22 protein-coding genes are annotated in these 21,855 nt (G+C 34.1%); 10 read left to right on the forward strand and 12 right to left on the reverse strand.

The window, feature by feature from the left end; all coding sequences use genetic code 11:
• Window positions 1-65 precede the first annotated feature (65 nt).
• From dnaN to X926_RS03590, 8 genes are all read left to right on the forward strand, one after another.
• Complete coding sequence (gene dnaN, locus X926_RS03555) at window positions 66-1,178, forward strand: DNA polymerase III subunit beta (RefSeq protein WP_103065031.1); 1,113 nt, start codon at window positions 66-68, stop codon at window positions 1,176-1,178.
• A gap of 3 nt (window positions 1,179-1,181) precedes the next feature.
• Window positions 1,182-1,670 carry a 2-C-methyl-D-erythritol 2,4-cyclodiphosphate synthase gene (gene ispF, locus X926_RS03560; protein ID WP_103065032.1) on the forward strand — a complete coding sequence of 163 codons (489 nt, stop codon included), beginning with the start codon at window positions 1,182-1,184 and terminating at the stop codon, window positions 1,668-1,670.
• Window positions 1,660-2,325: an endonuclease V gene (gene nfi / locus X926_RS03565; protein ID WP_103065033.1), complete on the forward strand. Its 666-nt coding sequence runs from the start codon at window positions 1,660-1,662 to the stop codon at window positions 2,323-2,325. Before ispF ends, nfi begins: the two co-directional genes overlap by 11 nt.
• 5 nt (window positions 2,326-2,330) lie before the next feature.
• On the forward strand, window positions 2,331-3,470 hold the full coding sequence (locus X926_RS03570) for a sugar MFS transporter (RefSeq protein WP_103065034.1): 1,140 nt from the start codon (window positions 2,331-2,333) through the stop codon (window positions 3,468-3,470).
• A gap of 30 nt (window positions 3,471-3,500) precedes the next feature.
• Window positions 3,501-5,000, forward strand: coding sequence for a YifB family Mg chelatase-like AAA ATPase (locus tag X926_RS03575; RefSeq protein ID WP_103065035.1), 1,500 nt, complete (start codon window positions 3,501-3,503; stop codon window positions 4,998-5,000).
• Window positions 4,997-5,821 carry a thermonuclease family protein gene (locus tag X926_RS03580; RefSeq protein ID WP_103065036.1) on the forward strand — a complete coding sequence of 275 codons (825 nt, stop codon included), beginning with the start codon at window positions 4,997-4,999 and terminating at the stop codon, window positions 5,819-5,821. The genes X926_RS03575 and X926_RS03580 overlap by 4 nt, the downstream gene beginning before the upstream one ends.
• A 64-nt stretch (window positions 5,822-5,885) precedes the next feature.
• A complete protein-coding gene (locus X926_RS03585) occupies window positions 5,886-6,455 on the forward strand; it encodes a GNAT family N-acetyltransferase (protein WP_103065037.1) in 570 nt (189 codons plus the stop codon).
• Complete coding sequence (locus X926_RS03590) at window positions 6,452-7,099, forward strand: hemolysin III family protein (protein WP_103065038.1); 648 nt, start codon at window positions 6,452-6,454, stop codon at window positions 7,097-7,099. The genes X926_RS03585 and X926_RS03590 overlap by 4 nt, the downstream gene beginning before the upstream one ends.
• 6 nt (window positions 7,100-7,105) lie before the next feature.
• Here the strand turns inward: X926_RS03590 and X926_RS03595 are convergent, their stop codons facing one another.
• The 6 genes from X926_RS03595 to X926_RS03620 all read right to left on the reverse strand — a co-directional run bounded on the left by X926_RS03595 (window position 7,106) and on the right by X926_RS03620 (window position 13,336).
• Entirely contained in the window at window positions 7,106-7,990 is an 885-nt protein-coding gene (locus X926_RS03595) for a bifunctional enoyl-CoA hydratase/phosphate acetyltransferase (RefSeq protein WP_103065039.1), read from the reverse strand.
• Window positions 7,991-8,016: 26 nt separating this feature from the next.
• Window positions 8,017-9,384 carry an MATE family efflux transporter gene (locus X926_RS03600; protein ID WP_103065040.1) on the reverse strand — a complete coding sequence of 456 codons (1,368 nt, stop codon included), beginning with the start codon at window positions 9,382-9,384 and terminating at the stop codon, window positions 8,017-8,019.
• Window positions 9,385-9,568: 184 nt separating this feature from the next.
• Window positions 9,569-11,731 (reverse strand): Tex family protein, encoded by a 2,163-nt coding sequence (locus X926_RS03605; RefSeq protein ID WP_103065041.1) that lies wholly within the window; start codon window positions 11,729-11,731, stop codon window positions 9,569-9,571.
• A gap of 57 nt (window positions 11,732-11,788) precedes the next feature.
• Entirely contained in the window at window positions 11,789-12,859 is a 1,071-nt protein-coding gene (locus tag X926_RS03610) for an aldose epimerase family protein (RefSeq protein WP_103065042.1), read from the reverse strand.
• 14 nt (window positions 12,860-12,873) lie between these two features.
• On the reverse strand, window positions 12,874-13,125 hold the full coding sequence (locus X926_RS03615) for a type II toxin-antitoxin system HicA family toxin (protein ID WP_103065043.1): 252 nt from the start codon (window positions 13,123-13,125) through the stop codon (window positions 12,874-12,876).
• Window positions 13,118-13,336, reverse strand: a complete 219-nt coding sequence (locus X926_RS03620) for a 2-oxoisovalerate dehydrogenase (protein ID WP_103065044.1) — start codon at window positions 13,334-13,336, stop codon at window positions 13,118-13,120. Before X926_RS03620 ends, X926_RS03615 begins: the two co-directional genes overlap by 8 nt.
• Before the next feature lie 241 nt (window positions 13,337-13,577).
• Here X926_RS03620 and X926_RS03625 point away from each other — a divergent pair, with 241 nt between their 5' ends.
• A complete protein-coding gene (locus tag X926_RS03625; protein ID WP_158245188.1) occupies window positions 13,578-13,961 on the forward strand; it encodes a transposase in 384 nt (127 codons plus the stop codon).
• Window positions 13,962-13,971: 10 nt separating this feature from the next.
• Window positions 13,972-14,412 carry an IS3 family transposase gene (locus X926_RS03630; protein WP_123821327.1) on the forward strand — a complete coding sequence of 147 codons (441 nt, stop codon included), beginning with the start codon at window positions 13,972-13,974 and terminating at the stop codon, window positions 14,410-14,412.
• Window positions 14,413-14,417: 5 nt separating this feature from the next.
• Here the strand turns inward: X926_RS03630 and X926_RS03635 are convergent, their stop codons facing one another.
• The 6 genes from X926_RS03635 to X926_RS03660 form a co-directional block, all read right to left on the reverse strand.
• Entirely contained in the window at window positions 14,418-15,224 is an 807-nt protein-coding gene (locus X926_RS03635) for an ABC transporter permease subunit (RefSeq protein ID WP_103065047.1), read from the reverse strand.
• On the reverse strand, window positions 15,221-16,093 hold the full coding sequence (locus tag X926_RS03640; RefSeq protein WP_103065048.1) for an ABC transporter ATP-binding protein: 873 nt from the start codon (window positions 16,091-16,093) through the stop codon (window positions 15,221-15,223). The genes X926_RS03635 and X926_RS03640 overlap by 4 nt, the downstream gene beginning before the upstream one ends.
• A 216-nt stretch (window positions 16,094-16,309) precedes the next feature.
• Entirely contained in the window at window positions 16,310-16,528 is a 219-nt protein-coding gene (locus tag X926_RS03645) for a DUF4351 domain-containing protein (protein ID WP_103065049.1), read from the reverse strand.
• 202 nt (window positions 16,529-16,730) lie between these two features.
• Window positions 16,731-18,245: an LVIVD repeat-containing protein gene (locus X926_RS03650; RefSeq protein ID WP_369973673.1), complete on the reverse strand. Its 1,515-nt coding sequence runs from the start codon at window positions 18,243-18,245 to the stop codon at window positions 16,731-16,733.
• On the reverse strand, window positions 18,218-19,606 hold the full coding sequence (locus X926_RS03655) for a hypothetical protein (RefSeq protein WP_103065051.1): 1,389 nt from the start codon (window positions 19,604-19,606) through the stop codon (window positions 18,218-18,220). The genes X926_RS03650 and X926_RS03655 overlap by 28 nt, the downstream gene beginning before the upstream one ends.
• Window positions 19,607-19,680: 74 nt before the next feature.
• Window positions 19,681-21,498, reverse strand: coding sequence for an LVIVD repeat-containing protein (locus X926_RS03660; protein ID WP_103065052.1), 1,818 nt, complete (start codon window positions 21,496-21,498; stop codon window positions 19,681-19,683).
• Window positions 21,499-21,855: the final 357 nt, after the last annotated feature.

Below are 21,855 nucleotides of genomic sequence, written 5' to 3' on the forward strand. Positions count from 1 at the left end.
AAATTTTTTTTTAGTGTAAAATTGAGATAGTGAAACCCTAATTCTTCCAAAGGGAGGAAAACTTGATGTCTTTTGAAATAGATACAAGGGTTTTAAAAAATGCTGTTCAATTAACCAGTAATGCTGTTTCAAGAAAAACAGCTAACCCTATCTTGAAAGGAATAAAATTGGCTGTAGAAGACGATGAGTTACATATTTATGCTACAGATTTGCAGACCGGTTTTCACAAATGGCTGAAGGTTAAAGATAGTGATGAAAACTTTTCTACAGTGGTGGAACAGACGATATTCTTGGAAATACTATCAAATCTCACTTCTGAGACAATTACGATCACTTTGGATGGAGTTTTGAAGATTTCAGGTGGAAATTCTGTATTTCGATTACCTACCATGGATCCTGATGAGTTTCCTTCTCTTGCTTTTGACGTTACAGGGAGCTCAATTTCGCTAGATAGAACAGTTATTACTAATATGATTGATAAGGTAATTTTTTGTGCTTTAAAGGATTCTTCTTCCCTTTCACGCAATTTAAATGCCGTTTACTGGGACTTTAGGCAAGGAGGGTTTTTGAATTTAGTCGCCACGGATTCATATAGATTAGCCCTATCTGAAAGTAAGCTGGAAGATGACAATGTTCTTTCACCATTTCTTTTATCCTTAAAAAGTATGGATGAATTAAAAACGATACTTTCAGCAGCAAAGACAGAGAAGATAAAAGTAGTTCAAAGTGGTTCGCAAGTTCTCTTTGATTTTGAAGAAGATAATAACCAGCTGATTTTTAACGTTATAGATGCCGAGTTTCCTAATTATTTGGGTATAATTCCCCAGAGTTTTATAACAAAGATCAAGGCTAAAACCTCAGAATTTTTGGCTATTATGAAAAGGATGTCTATCACAGCTGGAAGTGAGGAATATACTTTATTAAATATTGAAGATGGAAGAATACAGTTTTATGCAAGTTCTCCCGATGTTGGCGAAGCAAAAGAAGAGATTGATGTTGAGCAAGAAGGTAGAAATCTTGAGATTGCTTATTCACCGAGATATTTCAGAGAAGCGTTAGAAAGAATAGAAACTGTGGAGTTTGAGTTCGATATATCCGATGAGGAAAAACCTACCATTTTAAAACCTATAGAAGACAACAGTTACATGTTTATAATAATGCCAAAAAGGAAAAGTTGAAGCATGTTAAAAATTGGTTTTGGTTATGATGTGCATCCTTTCGTTGAAAATAGAAGATTAATATTGGGTGGAGTTGTAATTAATCATCCAAAAGGTTATGGATTATTGGGCCATTCGGATGGAGACGTTTTTTTTCATGCGATAATTGATAGTTTATTAGGGATGTGCGGTTTGGGGTCGATAGGGGAGTACTTTCCTGAAAGTAAAGAATTTGAAAATATTAATAGCTCTATACTTTTAGAAAAGACTATGGATTTGATAAGTAAAAGGTATGTTGTTAAGATAAATAATATAGATGCGCTAATCATATCTAATAGTGTGAAAATTAGTCCTATATCTGATCAAATAAAAAATAATACCTCACGCATCTTAAATTTAGAAGTGAGCCGAATAAACTTAAAAGGCAAGAGTGGCAACGGTTTGGGAATTGGTGGAAAAGACGAAGGTATAGAAGTTTATTGTACCATACTGGGTGAGGTAGATGAAATATAAGCTCGTTCATAGCTTCGATATGACTCCCAAAGATATGATCAAAATTCAGAGACAGTTGGCTAAAGAGGTTAAATTAAGTTATTTCTCTGATGTACCAAACTTAGTAAGCGGTGTTGATCTTTCCTTTCAACAAGACGAAGGATTAGCTGTAATTGTAACGATGGATTTTAAGAAATTATCGGTGATCGATGTAACATATGCCGTGGATAAGATTACCTTACCATATATACCAGGCCTTCTTGCTTTTAGAGAGCTTCCTATCTTTTTAAAGGCTTGGGAAAAACTTCAAATTGAACCTGATATTGTTTTTTTTGATGGTCAAGGCTATGCCCATCCCAGAAGGATGGGCATAGCTACACATGCGTCTTTTTTTATTGAAAAGCCTACTATAGGAATTGCTAAATCTAAGTTAATTGGTGAATACGAAGAACCAGGAAAGAAAAAAGGTGAATTCACATTTCTGTACCATAAAGATGAGAAAATAGGAATAGTGTTGAGAACAAGAGACAATGTGAAACCTGTATTTGTATCTCCTGGCAACTTGGTTGATTTCAACAACGCTTTGGATTTTACTTATCATTTTGCCACAAAGTATAAAATTCCTGAGATAACTCGAAAGGCACACTTATACACTCAAAGTTTAAAGCAGAGGTGACGTTGTTGACCGAAAAGAACACGCGAAATTTTATATACATATCAATGATTCTATTTTCGATGGTCATGAATACTCTTGCTCCTCTTATGACTTCCATTCAAGAAAGATTCTCTGTTTCAATAACTATTTCTTCTTCATTACCGTTTATAAGTACCTTTGGTACCATGATATCCAACTTTATAGGCAGCTTTTTTATCGCCCAGATAGGCTATAAAAATTTCTTGATAGGTGCTTTAATTGTTCTAATTATGGGTTTGTTTTTATTTGTAACTGCATTTAGTTTCCCCATGGTAGTATTATCAGTTTTCTTGTTTGGAGTAGCCACAGGAGCCGCTTTTATGACTTTAACTTCCGCTTTTTCACATCTTGATAGAAAAATCCAAAATTTTGGATTTTTAAACGCGAGTTTTGGAATTGGGGGAATAATAGCACCCCTTTTGGTTAGCTTATTTTTAGTTATGAATTTAGATTTTAGATTTGTGTATTTTATACACTTAATATTAATTTCATTACTTTTCATTTTTGTGTTAATTTATAAACCCATTCAAAACATAAAGTATGAAGCGATTAAATTTAAAGAAGCCACAGGTATAATAAGGAAAAAATTTGTTTATTTGTCATTGTTGATATTCTTATTCTATTCGGGAAGTGAAATAGGCATAATAACTTGGAGTGCAAACCTTTTCCATGATGTTTTTAATTATTCTAAGGAATTTTCATCTATAATTATAAGTTTATTTTGGGTTGTTTTTACCTTTGGTAGGGCAATTACGGAATTTTTAAACAGAAAATTAACAGAATTGGGTACCATTTTGTACTTCTCTATTTCTCTTATAATAAGTCTTGCGTTGTTACTGATATTTCAACACTTTATTTTCTTTCTTTTCGTTGGTTTTAGTTTATCTGCCATTTTTCCAAGTATTCAAAAATACTCCAACCAAAATCTTCCAAAGAGAATCTTAGGGATGTACAATGGGTTGGCTTTTGGTTCCACTGGGATTGGGGCTATGATAATCGCAACTTCCATGGGGGTAATTGGTGATATTAATTTTAATATCTCCTACGCCATTCCTTTTTTAACTTTTGCCATCATCATTTTTATCACCCAAAAATTGGGTAAGGAGAAATTAGATAATGGCAATTGAAATTAAAAAGCGTACCCAAAGGGGGGGAAGATGAAATATTCTAAGATAAAAACTGGCTGCATAGACGGTTTTAAAGTAGAAAATATCTTAGTAGAAATCGATGTAAACTCTCGTTCTACCCAACAGACATTCAAAATAGTAGGAATGCCTTCCACATCTGTTTTAGAAAGTGAGAAACGAGTTACCAGTGCCATTAGAAATACTGGGTTTACTATTCCTAACGGATCGATAGTTGCAAATCTTTCACCCACCTCTATGAGAAAAGACGGTTCACATTTTGACTTACCAATTGCTGTATCCTTGTTGGAAGCGTCTGGTCAGATAAAAGAATTAAGTGATGATTACTATATATTTGGTGAACTCGGTTTGAATGGAGAAGTTAGACCTGTTTCTGGGATATCTCTTTTTTTGATGTACATAAAAGAAAGAAATCAACAAGCAAAATTCATAATTCCACGCGGAAATCAGGGGGAAAGTAAATTTGTAGAAAAAAACGAAGTTATCGTTATAGATAATTTGAAAGATATCGAAAATATATCGCTGGGTATTTTGGATGAATACTCTCCAAAGTATGAGGATATTGTACAACCGTCTTACAACTTGGATTTTCGTGAAATCAAAGGTCAAATCTTTGCCAAAAGGGGTATAGAGATAGCAGCCAGTGGATTTCACAACGTCTTAATGAGAGGATCTCCCGGTTCGGGAAAAACAATGATAGCTAAAAGGGTTCCAACAATATTACCAGATATGACGAGGGAAGAAATCATCGAATCAACTATGATCTATTCAGTTGCTGGATATATGAACACGATAATCGATAAAAGGCCCTTCAGATCTCCTCACCACACAGCTTCAACGGCCTCAATAATAGGGGGAGGGGCCGTTCCGAAACCTGGTGAAATAAGCTTGGCTCACAATGGAGTATTATTCATGGATGAATTTCCCGAGTACCGTACGGATGTAATAGAGTCCCTAAGACAGCCTTTAGAAGACGGAGAAGTGACGGTAACAAGAGCAAAATCCGTTGCTAATTTTCCTGCAAGGTTCATGCTTATAGCCTCTCAAAATCCGTGTCCATGCGGATATTATGGAGATAAGGAGATTGAATGTACGTGTAGTTTGAACCAGATCTTAAATTACAACAGAAAAATATCAGGTCCTATATTGGATAGAATAGATATAAGAATAGATGTACCAAGGGTAAAAATTGACGAGCTCATGTCCAAGGAAGATGGAGAAAGCTCAGAAAAGATTAAAGAAAGAGTTTCAAAGGCTTCCCAAATACAGATAAAAAGGCAAAATAAATTGAATGGGAAACTTAGCAATAAAGAGCTGAAGAAATTTGCTGCTCTTACTGAAAAAGCGGAAGACTTTCTAAAACAAGCAGCTATCAATTTAAAATTAACTGCAAGATCGGTAAACAGGGTAGTTAGAATTTCGCGAACTATAGCTGACACTTTTGATTCAAGGAATGTGGAAATAAGTCATGTTTCGGAAGCCCTGAATTACAGAGGGAGAAAAATCATATGAGAAAAATATCTTCATTTTTTCTGTTACTTTTATTGGTATTAAGCGTAGTTTATGCTAATTCGCAAGAATTAATAACAATACCAGATATAGAAAACCTCGAAAAAGCAAAAGTTTCTTCTATATTCGATGGAGACACGATTAACACTTACCAGTACGCTGAAAGTATAAGATTGATTGGAATAGACACACCAGAGATCAAAGCTGGGAGTAAGCCCATTAGCGAGTATGGCTATAAGTCGTATCAATTTGTGAAAGATAGACTAATAAATGTTGCAAACAGGAACGTATATTTAGAGTTTGATGAGGATAAGTTTGACGATTATGGCAGAGTTTTGGCGTATGTTTATTATGAAGATGAAGAAGGTAACTTAGTATTATTAAACGAAGAAATATTAAAAAATGGATTAGCCCGACCGTTGTTTTATGAAGATACTTCAAAAAAGCAAGAAATATTTGTTAAAGCTTATATCCAAGCATATGAAGATAGAAAAGGCATCTTTGAAAAATATGATGATGAAAGTCTTGTCGTGGAATCTGATGCCTTAACCCAAAAGGATTTAGGTAGAATGCGGTGGGTGAAGGCCAAAGTAAAGGATGTTATAAAAGAAGGCGAAAATTATTACAAAATTATCTCTGAAGGCGAAGATTTTTACTATGGAATAAGAAAACAGGAGTTTGATGCCTTTTTTGACGGATACGATATCTATGATTTAGTTGGGGAAGAAGTTATGTTCTGGGGAGAAATATGGTTAGATCAAAGAACTGGGCAATACGAAATACTGGGAAGGGCTCCTTTTGAGATAAAAAGACTTTCGAATTAGCTGTAGTGGGAAGAGGGAGTTTATTTTAAAGATCGTATAACAGAATAATAGGGGGAAGGACATTATGGGTAAATATTTTAAAAAAATAGTAGGAGAAAAATGCTTTTTGTCACCAGTTAATCCTGATGATTTTGAAAAATACACGGAATGGTTAAATGACCCAGAAATATCAGAAAACATGATGGTAGAGGATAATATCATTTCTTTGCTAAAAGAAAAAGATATCTTGGAAAAAATGGCAAAAGGTAACGATGTATTTTTTGCCATCGTGGATTTAGAAACAGAAGAGCTGATAGGTAATTGTGGGTTGCATGACATTAATAGAATTAATCAATCGGGTGTCTTGGGGATTTTTATTGGCAATAGAGAATATCTGTCTAAAGGATATGGTACCGAAGCCATTAAATTGTTGTTGAATTATGGATTCAACGTTTTAAACTTAAATAACATTATGTTAGAGGTTTTTGAATACAACAAAAGAGCCATAAGATCTTACCAAAAAGCAGGATTTAAAGAAATAGGCAGGCGAAGACAAGCAAAGTTTTTTAAAAACAATAGATACGATATAATATTTATGGACATTTTGAGAGAAGAATTTCTTGAAATGAAAGATGCGAAAGGAGTAATAGGGTGAAGGATTTAGATAATATCGAAAAATTTACCACGGGTGAAGAAATAGCTAATGCCGTTATACACGGTATAGGAGCATTGTTGAGTATAGCTGCTTTGGTGTTATTGGTAGTTTTTTCAGCGATTAACGGACAACCTTGGAGTATTTTCAGTTCGGTTATATATGGTTCGTCCTTGATTATTCTTTATACATCTTCAACACTATATCACAGCTTTCAACGTCAAAAAATAAAAGATCTCTTTGAAATATTCGATCATTCGGCAATTTATATTTTAATAGCGGGTACTTACACACCTTTTGCACTAATTACGTTGAATGGAAGGTTAGGTTGGATTATATTTTCTGTAGTATGGGGTTTGGCAGCTATAGGCATTATTTTTAAAATATTTTTTGTTAAAAGGTTTAGGATTCTTTCAACAATTTTATACATAGCCATGGGATGGTTGGTTGTATTTGCTATGGAGCCTTTAGTTACAAACTTGGATTTCTGGGGAGTAGTTTGGTTGGTTATAGGAGGCATTCTTTACACAGTCGGGACCATATTTTACGTATGGAGAAAAATCCCATATCATCATGCTATATGGCATTTGATAGTGCTTGCAGGAAGTATATGCCACTTTTTCTCAGTGTTTTTTTATGTTATATGAGAAATCTCAAGAGTTTAAAACTCCGAGTGCCAAAGCGGCTAATTTCGATTGATCGTTGTCGGCTCTTGATACTAATACCACGGGAGCCTTCGCTCCCACTACAATACCTGCCACGTTTCCCCCTGAGAAATATACCGCAGATTTTCCTAACAAGTTCCCGGAATGGATATCTGGAACAATTAAAATATCTGCTTTACCTGCAACTTCACTGTTTATATTTTTAATCTTGGCAGCTTGTTCGCTTATAGCGTTATCAAGGGCAAGGGGACCATCGACAATACAGCCTTTTATTTGGCCTCTTTTGTTCATTTGGGTCAATATGGCGGCATCTATTGTTTCGGGCATATCCGGATTAACTACTTCGACTGCCGCTAATAGAGCTACTTTAGGAGTTTTTATTTCAAGACTTTTGGCTACTTCAACGGCATTGTATATAATTTGAACCTTTTGCGTTAAATCTGGATGGATTATCATTCCACCATCGCTTATTAGAAGTAATCTATCCAAATAAGGTGTTTCTACTAGGGCAACATGAGAAAGCAAATTTCCCGTTTTTAATCCCCAATCGTTGTTTAAAACAGCTTTTAACAATTCAGAGGTTTTTATCTTACCTTTCATCAGCAGATCAGCAGCCCCACTTGAAACGAGACGAACACCCTTTTCTGCAGCTTCCTGTGGATTTTCTGCCTCTATAATATCAAATTCCTTTCCAACAATTTCCAAATTTTTTTTAATTTCTTCTTTATTTCCAACCAAGACAGGGTTTGCAAAACCTTCTTCACTTGCTTTTGATAAAGCCTTCAAAGCTTCCAAATCTTCTGCACAGACAAGAACAATGTTCTTTGTTGGTTTGGACTTTGCTCTATTCAGCAGTTCGTCAAAGTTTTTCATGAAAACTTCCCCCTTTGTTGACTATATTAAGCATTTCTTTGTGAAGCTTCTTCAATTACAGGTCTTTTCCAGTTACCAAAAATTAGAAAACCTAAGGCTAATAAAAGGGCAGAGAAATTACTTATTATCATCGCTATGAAAACACCTATGTAACCGTGAGTCTCCGCAAAGAAAAAAACCAAGGGTACCCTTATTCCCCACAATCGAGTGATATCGATAATGGTCGACTGAATCGTATGCCCTGTACCTCTTAAAGTACCAAGAAAAACAGAAACTAAAGAGAAGAATGGAAGTGAGAAAGAAACATATCTAAAAAATTCCTCTCCTACTTTAATTACTTCAGGGTCATTTATGAAAAATTTTGTTATATTGTGTCCAAATAAAAACATAACCATTGAAGCACTTCCAACGATCAGTAAAGTTGCCAAAGAAGCTTTTTTAACGGTTTCTTCAGCCTTTTCAGGTTGATTAGCACCCACGTATTGACCTGTCATCGTAGCCGTTGCCAAGGATATTCCCATTGCGAACATCGTTATTAAATTGTTCATTCTATTTCCAATTCCATATCCGCTAATAACAATAGGTCCAAATTGCGCTATAACTCCCATAATTATAGCAAATCCAATAGCTGTAAAAGATTCACCAATAGAAGAAGGTAAGCCAACCGATAGAACTTTTTTTATAAGTTTTGGATCAGGAACAAAATCTTTGGTGTGTAATTTAAAACCCTCTTTACCTTTGAATAATACAATTAGGAATACAACGGACATTATAACTTGAGATAACATAGTTGCTAAAGCAGCACCAAAAACGCCTAAATTGAATTGAAAAATGAAAAGAGGATCAAGGGCCACATTCAACAATATTGATATACCGTTGTATTTCAAGGCTATAAATGAATTTCCCCATCCCCTAAATATACCTGCCACAGTTTGCATTAAAAAGCTGAAAGGCAAACTAAATGCCATTATTTTTAGATAGGTGTGACTGAGTTCAAATATATTTTCGTCTAATCGTAGAAGAGATAATAGTTGTTTGCTAAAGATCAAAACTATTGCCATAATGGATAAAGCCACAAAAGTCATTACCAAAATGGTTTGCGCTGCCGATTTTTCAGCTCTTCTTTGATCACCGTATCCTGTATATTGAGCTATCAAAGAGGTTCCAGCGTAGGAAAAACCTGTGGCAAAAGATATAAAAACAAAGATCAGCGGCCAAATTACAGTAGGAACAGACAATTCCAAAGGACCCAATTTTCCCAAAAAATAAGCATCAGTTATATTATATATCGCTTGCATCATATTTGTCAAAATGATTGGCCAGGCTAAAGTAAACAAAGCTTTCCAAATGGATGTTTTTAAAACGTCAACTTTTCCTGTATCTTTGATTTTCATTTGCTATCACCTTTAATGTTAAAATTAATTCGTTATCCTTATCAATATTTTATCAGATTATTTGGGGTTTAGGTTAAAAATAAAGGTATATATTTTGAATTTAGTAGTGAAATATTATTAAGAAATAAATAAAAAAGCGTCCATAAAAAAGGACGCTCAAAATCTCAAAATAAAGATAAAGTTTTTATTTTTTTATGTTTACTAGTCTTAAACCAATTCTTCTTCTTGTTTTATCAATGTTTATTATTTCCACTTCCACGATATCGTTTATTTGTACAATATCCGTAGGATGAGCAACAAATTTTTCAGCAAGGTTTGACTTATGAATCAAGCCGTTTTCTTTTATTCCCAAATCCACAAAAGCACCAAAATCAGTAATATTTGTTATTTTACCTGATAATCTCATACTTTCTTTAAGATCTTCAAATTTTAGAATATCATCCATAAGTTGAGGTTGAGGCATTTCATCCCTTGGGTCTCTGCCAGGCTTTTGAAGTTCTTTAAGTATATCAATCAGTGTATATTCCCCAATTTCCAATTTTTCGGATATTGATTTAAGATTTTCTTTTTCGTTTAAAAGTTGCGAAACTTTTAATTTCAAGGGGTCCAATTTTTCTTTGATTTTTAAATCATCCAAGGTGTAGCCAAGTATATTTATTAATTTTTCTGCTGCTTCATAACTTTCTGGGTGTATTCCCGTCATTTCTAACGGGTTTTCCCCATCTATTATTCTCAAAAATCCTGCACTTTGTTCAAAGGCTTTTTCTCCAAAGCCTTTTACGTTGAAGAGATCAACTCTTTTTTGGAATGAGCCATTCTTTTGGCGGTATTGGACAATTTTCTTTGCAAGGCTACTTGTTATTCCCGAAACGTATTCTAATAAAGAATATGAGGCTGTGTTTAAATTAACACCAACGAGGTTAACCACGCTTTCCACAGTTGCATCGAGCTTTTCTTTCAACTTTTTTTGGTTGACATCGTGTTGATACTGCCCAACACCTATAGATTTCGGGTCAATTTTTACAAATTCTGCAAGAGGGTCCTGGATCCTTCTCCCTAAACTTATAGCTCCTCGAACGGTAACATCGTATTCTGGAAACTCTTCTTTTGCCAACTTAGAAGCAGAATAAACAGAAGCTCCAGATTCATCAACGAATATATACTTAAGATTTAACTTATTTTTCTTTATTAAGTCAACAACGAATTGTTGAGTTTCTCGTGAGGCGGTCCCGTTGCCTATAGCTATTAGATTTATATTATACTTTTGAATTAAATTCATCATAATTTTCTCTGAGTTTTCTACATCGTTTTGTGGAGGAACGGGGTATATCGTATTGTTAGCCAGAAAATTTCCCAATTCATCTAATGCCACGACTTTACATCCCGTTCTGAAACCAGGATCAATTGCTAAGATCCTTTTATTTTTTAAAGGAGGAGTTAGTAATAATTGCCTGAGGTTTTTGGCAAAGAGATCTATCGCCCCTTCTTCTGCTTTTTCTGTTAGATTTTGTCTTATTTCTCTTTCTATTGATGGGTTTAACATATTTGTGAATCCATAGTTCAAACCTTTGGATATTATTTCATCACAGATCTCATTTCCTGTTTTGTATTTAGATTTTTCTCTATCAAGCCACTCATCATCAATAATTAATTTTACATTTAAAACTTTTTCTTTTTCGCCCCTGTTTAAAGCTAGAACCCTGTAATTTGGGATTTTTGAAATTTCTTGAGTGAATTCATGATACATATCGTATTTGGTGGCTTCTTCGACAAACTCTTTCTTTTTTTCAGAGTGAATTTTGCCGAATTTTTCATAATACTTTCTTAGACTTTCCCGATTGTCTTTGTCATGGGCAAAGGTTTGACCTATTATGTAGGAAATACCTTCTACCACTTTGTCAATATTGTCGTATTCTTCAGATACAAATTCTTCTAATTCATCTAAAGATTTGATATTACCTAACAACACTTTGTTTGCTGCAGGTTCAAGACCAGCTTCTATAGCTTTGTCTGCATTGGTTTTCTTCCTTTTTTTGTAAGGAAGATACAGATCTTCCAATTCAGTCATTTTTTTGGTGTTGATGATCTTTTCTTTTAGTTCATCTGTTAATTTACCTTGCTCTTCGATGCTTTTTAAGACAGTTTTTTTGTAGTCTTCTAAGTTCTGATAATATTTAAATAATTCTTCTATTTGCCTAATCTTTTCTTCATCTAAATTACCTGTTCTTTCTTTTCGATACCTGCTGATAAAAGGTACAGTGTTTCCCTCATTTAATAATTCTATAGTGTTTTCAGTTTGAAATAGTTTTATGTTCAGATCTTCTGTTATTGTTTTGATTATATCCAATACTTTTACCTCCATGAAACAATTTATTTTACTAGCTTTAGAAAACCTAAATTTTCTCTAATTCACGATAGAAAATTTGTAAATTGTTGTTGAAGAATACACTTCTGAGGGTCTTAAAATTGTGGAAGGAAAGTTTTTCTGGTTTGGAGAGTTTGGAAAATGCTGTGTTTCCAAGGCTATTCCAGAATATTTTCCGTAGTGTTTTCCTTCTTTTCCATAAGTATCAACAAAATTACCTGTATAAACTTGAATTCCAGGCTCTGTTGTGTATATCTTCATCACTCTTCCACTTGTGGGTTCAACCAACCTTACAGCTAAGGATATTTTGCTATTTTCCTTGTTTAATACGAAATTATGATCTATTCCTTCTAACGGAGAATCTTTCAAATCTTTGAGTACCTCTCCAAGAATTTTTGGGACTGTAAAATCAAAGGGTGTGTCTTTGACACTTTTTATTTCTCCTGTGGGTATTAGCGTTTCATCTACAGGTGTATAATGATTAGCAAAAAGTTCTAACTGGTGATCAAAAATATTTCCTCTGCCTTCTCCTGCTAAATTAAAATAACTGTGATTTGTCAAATTTATAATAGTGGTTTTATCAGTAGTTGCGGTATAAGAAATCTTTAATTCATTATCGTTGGTTAAGGTGTAAGTAACGCTTACAAGTAAGTTTCCTGGATAACCTTCTTCACCATCATGGCTTAAACGCTTGAAACGAACAGAAGGTCCTTCAACGGTTGTAAAAGCTAGAGCTTGAAATATCTGTTTTTGAAACCCCTTTATTCCCCCATGAAGATGGTTTGAATTATTGTTTTGAGCCAAGGTGTAATTTTTACCTTCAAGTGAGAATTGCCCGTTTTTTATCCTATTTGCATGTCGTCCTATTGTAGCGCCGAAAAATGGATTCTGTGGGTTGGGTTTTTCATAATCTGAAACGGTATCGAATCCTAAAATTATGTCTTCCAGTTCTCCCTTTTTGTCAGGTAAGTACAAAGAAACCAAAGTAGCACCATAATTTGTTACTTGTACCGTAATTCCATTCTCGTTTCTTAATGTGAACAAAGTTACTGGAATGCCTTCTGTTGTATATCCCCATTGATTTTTTTCAATATGCTCTAAAATTGACACTCAATATCCCCCTTTTATTTTTTGAAAATTTCTTCTACCATCTGCTCTTTTGTGATTTTTAAGTATTCTGAAACATCTCTTAATATGCTATTTAACGTTCCTATTTTAAGAAATTTATGATCAGGTATGGTTATGTTATGCGAATACCCCATATAGTCAGAATTCAATCTTAAATGGCTTCCTGTCTTTCTTAAAATTTTATAATTATATTTTCCGAGTAGATCTGCTAATTCTTTCCCTGAGATATTTCTTGGAACTTTAGACATATGTGAATGTCTCTTCTTTTACAATATGCAACCTTATAATATTGGGAATATCTTCTTCTTTATCAAAGTGACATTTTATAGCATCTTTAATATTTTCTTTCAACTCATCTAAGGTCGATCCTTCTGTAAATATTGATTCTCCCAAAGCCCTAGCGTTATATCCGCTTTCCGGGTCTTCTTCTACTAAAAATATAATTTCTTTGACTTTCATTAGATTCATCCCCTTTATTTTCTGGTTTCTAGTAATATTATATCATACGGGAATAAATTGTCAGAAAGCCATCCATTCTTTCTTTTTATGTTTTTGAAGGGGAGAAAGAGAAGAGTTTATCAAAATTAGCAGTAATTTTTAATTGAAAAACGCCCACAAGTGGTCCTTAGGAAATTTGGAAATTTGAAGGGCATGGTAGTAAAATAGATATAAATATAAATTCTTAAAAGAGGTGATTTTTGTGAAGTCTTACCCTCCAGAGTTAAAGGCCAACGTTGTTAAAGAGCATGTCGAAAAAGGCGTTTCTTGTTCTCAACTTAGTAAAACTTACAACATCCCTGTCAGAAATATCCAAAAATGGGTTAAGAAGTTTAGAGATTCTGGTGAGAATTATTCTTGCTTTTTCAATGGCTCTTTCAATAAAAATTACATAGTTTCTCGTGGTTCTAAGGTTCCTCCTGTGGTATACGATAATTCTGGTGTCGATTTGGATGAGATTTCTCGGCTTTGTATGGAATACCCCGATCTCGCTCAAACTCTTCAAGCTTTGAAAGATTTGGTGATCGAAAAGGAGATAGAGATCAGAGTTCTTAGAGAAAAAGTTGAGTTTGTAAAAAAAACTTGAATCAGAGAAAATGATGGAAAATAGACATGCTGATTTCAAATCTACACCCATTTTGGATATCCTATATATCAATAGACTACATAGAGAGTACGGCGTTTCTCTTTCTTATCTTTTTGAAGAGTTCAACGTAAACTCCAGCACTTATCATTATAAAACGAGGTTCTTCTTGGATACCAGTTCTTTGTCAAAGAAAAAGCATACTAATTCTAAAACTCGAGGTTTTTGCTATACTGTGAATGGTGATAAGGTTCCAGATGAATTTGTAATTTCAGAATTAAAGCAAATCAAGGAACATCTCAATATGTATGTCTCAAAGCCTTATTTGAAAACTCTTGGTTCTACTAAGCTGTGTGAGTATTTTAAGGAAAAATATGGAATAATAATCAATCATAAAAAGATGAGACGTTTGAAACACGAAGTTGGTTTGGTTGGAAAATATACAAAACATTGAAAGTTTCATACATTAATATCTTTATTTTTGAATAGGTAATAAGAAAAATAATATATTCCAAAAGATATTAGCAAAATTATTAATGAATTTACCCAAAAGATTTTTTCTTCTAAAACGGTTTCCATCAAAGGAATATAATTAAATATGCTGAAGTATTTTATCCAACTTGTTGCCTCTATAGTCTTTGCCATAGTATCTCCAAAATACATGAAAATTAGTATACTAAGCGAGATACCCAAGTTTGAAGAATTGTTTTGGGTGAGTATGCTTATTATCACAGAAATTGAAGAGAAAAATATTTGTACTGTGAGCGAATATATTCCAAAAGCTAACAATATTTCTGGATTATATTCATATTCCATAAAAATAGCGTACATAGAAACAACTGAAAGGGTAAAAATAATGTTTAAAAATAATATATTTATCATTATATTCGTGAATTTAGTTATGTATAAAGTTGATCTACTTATTGGTTTTACGCTCAAATATTCTATGGTTCCTTTTTCATATTCATCTGCAAAAACTTTCCCCACAAGCATCGCTGAAAAAACAGCTCCTAATAAATAAACAAAGCTCATACCTTCTGACCCGAATATGCCTTCTGGTTTAGTAAATATTTGTTCGCTAAAGTTGAAAGATTCGAGTAAAAATTTGGGCATATTATTAATTAGTTCTAATACATTATTAGACTGGGAAAGGATTTGATTACTCATAGGTATATACATACCGGTAAATAAAACAAACAACAGTGACCATAATATTGTATTTTTATATGTGAATTTAAGCTCTTTTTTTAATAAATTGAAGTTCATTCTTCATCACTCCTGTAATAATCGATAAATATTTCTTCGAGAGACGGTCTTTTAATTTCAATGTCTTCATATGAACATTTAGATAAAATTTCAAAAAAACTATTTAAATCATCATTTTTTACTAGATAAGTTATAAAAGAATCCGTCTGTTCTTCTATTTCAAAATCATTGAATTTATTTCTTTCTTTGAGTTTGTAGATCGTAATTGTTTTTTTAGATACTTTAGATATCTCTTCAATATCACTTTCTTTTATTATTTTTCCTTTTTTTACTATCCCTACTTTATCACAAATTTTTTCAACTTCCGATAAAATATGTGATGAAAAAAGAATTGTAGCACCTCTTTCTTTTTCTTTTTCTAAAATATTATATAATTTATGCTGCAAAAGAGGGTCTAAACCGTTGGTAGGTTCATCAAAAATTATGTACTCGGGTCTGTGTACAATGGCTTGTATTATTCCAACTTTTTTCTTGTTTCCCATTGAAAGTTCTTTGAACTTTTTGTTTGTTTCAAGTTCTAATAGATCTATTAGCTCTTTTTCATATTTCTTATCAATATTTTTATAAAATCTATCGTTAAAATCAAAAAAATCTTTTACTCTCATATTTTCATAAAAATTGACTTCTCCAGGGAGGTATCCTATTTTATTTTTTATATGCTTCAAGTCGTGTGGGATGTTTTTATCCCCAATTGTAATTCGCCCTTCATCAATTGAAATCATACCCATCATAGCTCTTATAGTCGTTGTTTTCCCAGCACCATTAGGTCCTATAAGGCCGTATATTTCTCCTTTTTTTATTTTAAAGCTGATGTCCTCTACTCCGAGGTATTTTCCATAGTATTTTTTGATATTCTCTACTTTGATCAAATCTGGGTACCCCCTCACTTTGAATTAAATTAATTGTATATAATTAATATAAACTTTAACAAAGTTATATTGTCAGAATATAAAAAATTATGTGTCTAGAATATAAAAATAGAGAGGGGGACATTCCTTTGAAGATTAAGATTTTATATTGAACTTACTAATTGAAAAAAAATTAAAAATCGAAGATTCAAGAAATGGAGGGCGCTTTTTCAGAAATTATTTCAGTAATTCTTTTAGTTCTTCTATAGTTATTTCTAATAAATTGTCTCCTATGTATTCTATCGTCTTTTCATGTGCTTTTCTTATCTTGTCTTTTATCTCTTCAGTTAGTTGGTTACCAAATCTTTTGCTTAATATTCTAATTGCGAACTCTCTTTCGCCTTCAAGTTTTCCTTCAACTTTACCTTCCTTTCTTAACTTTTCAGCTATCGTCATAACTATCTCACCCCTTCCACTTTGTTTATATACTCTTCCCTGACATAATTGTCTGAGAGCCATAATAACGATCCTGTTACCGCTTATTTTTTAAAAACCTATCCACAATAAACGGGTAAAAGGCAAAAACTTTGGAGATAGTATTTCGGTTTATTAATTACTCATTTTATTTTTTATAAAATTTGAAACATGTTATACAAAATTAGTTACCGCTAATTCCATAAAATGTAAGCCACAACATATCAGCTGCAAGAGTAGGATTTTCAGGATCACTTATATCTATTATCACCAACCCGTTATCTCCGTCTGCCAAGTAAGCGTAATTATCTTTAACATAAATACTTTTTACCCAGCCCGCTGTGTCAACCTCCCCTATTTTTTTCGGATTGGATGGATCACTTATGTCTATAATTTCCAAGTCATTTTGTCCATTTACCACATAAGCATATTTTTCATCTACATATACATCTACATCATATACATATTGATCATATGTGTTCTTTGTGTGGTAATATCCTATTTCTTTAGAGTCACCAGGAGTACTTACGTCTAATATCAATAAACCAGGTTCCCTATCTACCAAGTAGGCATAACTATCTTTTACAAAAACAGACAAAGTTCTACCCCCTCTGTTGCAATATTCAACCCCCATAGGTTCTGTAGGATCACTTACATCAACTATCACCAAGCCATAATCTTCACTTGCCATATATGCGTGATTATCTTTTACAAAAACATCCCTTGCCCAACCTGCTGTGTTGTAATGCCCTACTTCTTTTGGATTTGTTGGATCGTTTACGTCTACTATCACCAAGCCAGGATCTACTGTCAAGTAACCAGCTGCCACATATGCGTGATTATCTTTTACAAAAACATCCTCTGCGTTCTCGATTGTGTCGTAATGTCCAACTTCTTTTGGTTTTGTTGGATCACTTACATCTACTATCACCAAGCCATAATCTTCACTTGCCATATATGCGTAATTATCTTTTACAAAAACATCTTCTGCCCAACCTGCTGTGTCGTAATGTCCAACTTCTTTTGGATTTGTTGGATCGCTAACATCTACTACCACTAAACCACTGTCTCCATCTGCCACATATGCGTAATTATCTTTTACATGAACATCCTCTGCAGAAAATCCCCTGTCGTAAAGCCCAACTTCTTTTGGATTTGTTGGATCACTTATGTCTACTACCACTAAGCCATTCTTGTCATCTGTCACATATGCGTAACTGTCTTTAACATAAACACCACATACCCAACCCGCTGTGTCATAATGTCCAGCTTTTTTTGGATTTTTTGGGTCACTTATGTCTACCACTAATAAGCCATTCTCTCCACTTGCCAGGTAAGCATAGCTAGTGTGTATATAAAGATCATTTGCACTCCCTAATGTGACGCGACGATAAACCTCTTTTGGATTTGTTGGATCGTTTACGTCTACTATCACCAAGCCATTATTCCAATCTGCTACATATGCGTATTCTCCTTGTACATAAATATCTACTGCATAATCTGCTGTGTCGTAATGCCCTACTTCTTTTGGATTTGTTGGATCGTTTACGTTTACTATCACCAAGCCGTTATTTTCGTCTGCCAAGTATGCGTATTCTCCTTGTACATAAATATCTACTGCATAATCTGCTGTGTCGTAATGCCCTACTTCTTTTGGATTTGTTGGATCACTTACATCTNNTCTGCCAAGTATGCGTATTCTCCTTGTACATAAATATCTACTGCATAATCTGCTGTGTCGTAATGCCCTACTTCTTTTGGATTTGTTGGATCACTTACATCTACTATCACCAAGCCATTATAACCATCTGCCACATATGCGTACCCTTCTTGTGCATAAACACCTACTGCATTATTTGCTGTGTCGTAATGCCCTACTTCTTTTGGATTTGTTGGATCACTTACATCTACTATCACCAAGCCATTATTCCAATCTGCTACATATGCGTAATTATCTTTTACATAAACAGCACGGGCTTCACCAGCTGTATTGTAAAGCCCAACTTCTTTTGGATTTGTAGGATCGTTTACGTCTACTATAATCAAACTATAACTTCCACTTGCCACATAGGCGTAATTATCTTTTACAAAAACATCCTTTGCCCAACCTGCTATGCTGTAATGCCCTACTTCTTTTGGATTTGTAGGATCGCTAACGTCTACTATAATCAAGCCATTGTCCCTATCTATCACGTAAGCGTAATTATCTTTGACATATACATAAATATCTATCACCCAACCTGCTGGATGGTAATGTCCAACTTCTTTCGGTTTTGTTGGTTCACTTATGTCTACTATAATCATGCCATAATTGTCATTTACCACATATGCGTAATTATCTTTTACATAAACACCTTCTGCAGAAATCACTCTATCGTAATGCCTTGCTTCTTTTGGATTTGTTGGATTGCTTACGTCTACAACCACTAAGCCATAATCATCATTTGTCACATATGCGTACCCTTCTTCTACATAAACTCCTTCTGCCCCCCATATGTTGTAATGCCCTGCTTCCTTTGGAACTGTTGGGTCGCTTACGTCTACTATCAGCAAACCATTCTCCCAATCTGTCACATATGCGTAATCATCTTTTACGTAAACATCCTCTGCCAGCCCTACTATATCGTAATGCCCCACTCCTATTGGATCAGTTGGATCACTTACATCTACTATCACCAAGCCATTTTTGGGATCTGCCATATATGCGTACCTTTCTTGTACATAAACACCGTGTGGATAACCCCCCGTATCGAAATATCCAACTTCTTTTGGATTTGTTGGATTGCTTATGTCTACTATCACCAAACCATTAATCCCGTCTGTTACATAGGCGTAATTATCTTTTACATAAACATCTTGTGCCCAACCTGTATTGTAATGGCCCACTTCCTTTGGTTCTGTTGGATCACTTATATCGAATATGTCCATTCCCTCTAATCCTACAGCAACTATTATGTTTCTTGAATCTTCTTCTGGGGCTGTTGGCATTTGTGCAGTACATAACGAAGATAAAAATAACAATAACCCCGCTACCAATAAAAATATTCTTGCTTTTTTCATTTCTTACAACCCCCTTTTTTGAGTTCATTAATTATTCATTTTTTATATAAAAATTTGACACATTTTATAAAAAATTAGTACCCGCTAATGTCATAAAATGAAAGCCACAACATATCAGCTGCAAGAGTAGGCTTTTCAGGGTCACTTACGTCTACTATCACCAAGCCATTACTATCATCAGCCACATATGCGTAACTGTCTTTTACATAAACGTCTTGTGCCTGTCCTGCCGTGTTGTAATGCCCTACTTCTTTTGGCTCTGTTGGGTTGCTTACATCTACTATCACCAAGCCATTACTATCATCAGCCACATATGCGTAACTGTCTTTTACATAAACGTCTTGTGCCTGTCCTGCCGTGTTGTAGTGCCCTATTTCTTTTGGCTCTGTTGGATTGCTTACGTCTACTATCACCAAGCCATTACTATCATCAGCCACATATGCGTAACTGTCTTTTACATAAACGTCTTGTGCCTGTCCTGCCGTGTTGTAGTGTTTCACACTTTTTGGAAATTTTGGATTACTTACATCTACTATCACCAGGCCATTATAACTATCTGCCACGTATGCGTATTCTTCTTGTATATAAACACTCCATGCATAATCTAATGTGTTGTAATGTCCCACTTCCTTTGGTTTTTTTGAATTGCTTATATCTACTATCACCAGGCCATTTTCCGCATCTGCTACATAGGCGTATTTTTCTTCTACATAAACATTCTCTACAACCCCTATTGTGTCAAAATTTTCCACTGCTTTTGGGTCAGTTGGATCACTTACATCTATTATCACCATGCCATATTCTCCATCTGCTACGAATGCGTATTTTTCTTCTACACAAACATTCTTTACATCCCCTATTATCTCGCAATGTCCAGCTGCTTTTGGTTCAGTAGGGTTACTTACGTCTATTATCACCAACCCATTACTACCATCTGCCAAGTATGCGTATTCTTCTTGCACATAAACACCTTCTGTATTGCCTGCTATGTCGTAATGCCCCACTTCTTTTGGATCTGTCGGATTACTTACGTCTAATATTACCAAACCATCACTTCCATTTGCTACGTAAGCGTAATTATCTTTTATATAATCCACACCTGATATTTCGAAATCCCCTACTTTTTGCGGATTGGTAGGATTACTTACATCTACTATCACTATGTAACCTCCAATTGAAATATATGCGTAATCACCTTTTACATAAAGATCATAGGCTTCGTCGGTTGCTTGGTAATGCCCCACTTCTTCTGGATCTCTAGGATTACTTACATCTACTATCACCAAACCTGAAAAAACATCTAGTACATATGCGTAATTCTCCTTTACATATACGTTATTAGACAACGTTCCTGTAGAGCAACGCCCCACTTCTCTTGGTTTTGTTGGATCGTTTATTTTTACTATCACCAAGCCATTATATAAATCTGCCACATATGCGTAATCACCTTTTACATAAACATCACAGGCTTCGCCGGCTGTATTGTAATGCCCAACTTTTTTTGAATCTGTTGGATTACTTACATCTACTATCACCAAGTTATCCCCATCTGCCACATATGCGTAATTGTCTTTTAGATAAAAATCAGCTATCCCTCCTGCTGTGTCATAATGTTTTATTTTTTTCGGGTCTGTTGGGTTGGTTACATCTACTATTACCAAACCATTTCTCCAATCAGTCACATATGCGTAATTATCTTTTAAATAAACATCCCTTGCTCCATCTTCTAAATTCAGATGCGACAAATGTACAGGATTTGTTAGATTACTAACATCAAATATGTCTAATCCTTCTAATCCTACGGCAACTATTATGTTTTCTGATTGTGCCAAACATAGCGAGGCTAAAAGAACCGATAACCCTAATAATAAAAATATTCTCGCTTTTTTCATTTCTTAAAACCCCTTTTTTGAAATATAATTTTTCCACAATAATGTAATCTTTATTCTCTTTGATTCCCACTTTATCAAATTGGTCACTTAATACATTCCATCATGTGGAATTTAGAAAATATTATCTTCGTTAACTAAGCTGGCTTTGTTATATTACTATCTATTTCGAGAATTTATGTTGTTCTTTTCTTAGCTGGTATCACTTCTTGGATATTTTATGTTCTTCCTCTAAATGATACCAGATTATTTAATCATTTGCTCATATTTCATTTTTTCTACCCACACTTTTTGGAAGAGAACCATGAATTCTTACCATCCGTTTGGGGTCATAATTAATTGTCATCGAGATATTTAATA

Origin of the sequence: Petrotoga sp. HWHPT.55.6.3, from assembly GCF_002895495.1 — a bacterium.
Taxonomy (GTDB): Bacteria; Thermotogota; Thermotogae; order Petrotogales; family Petrotogaceae; genus Petrotoga; species Petrotoga mobilis.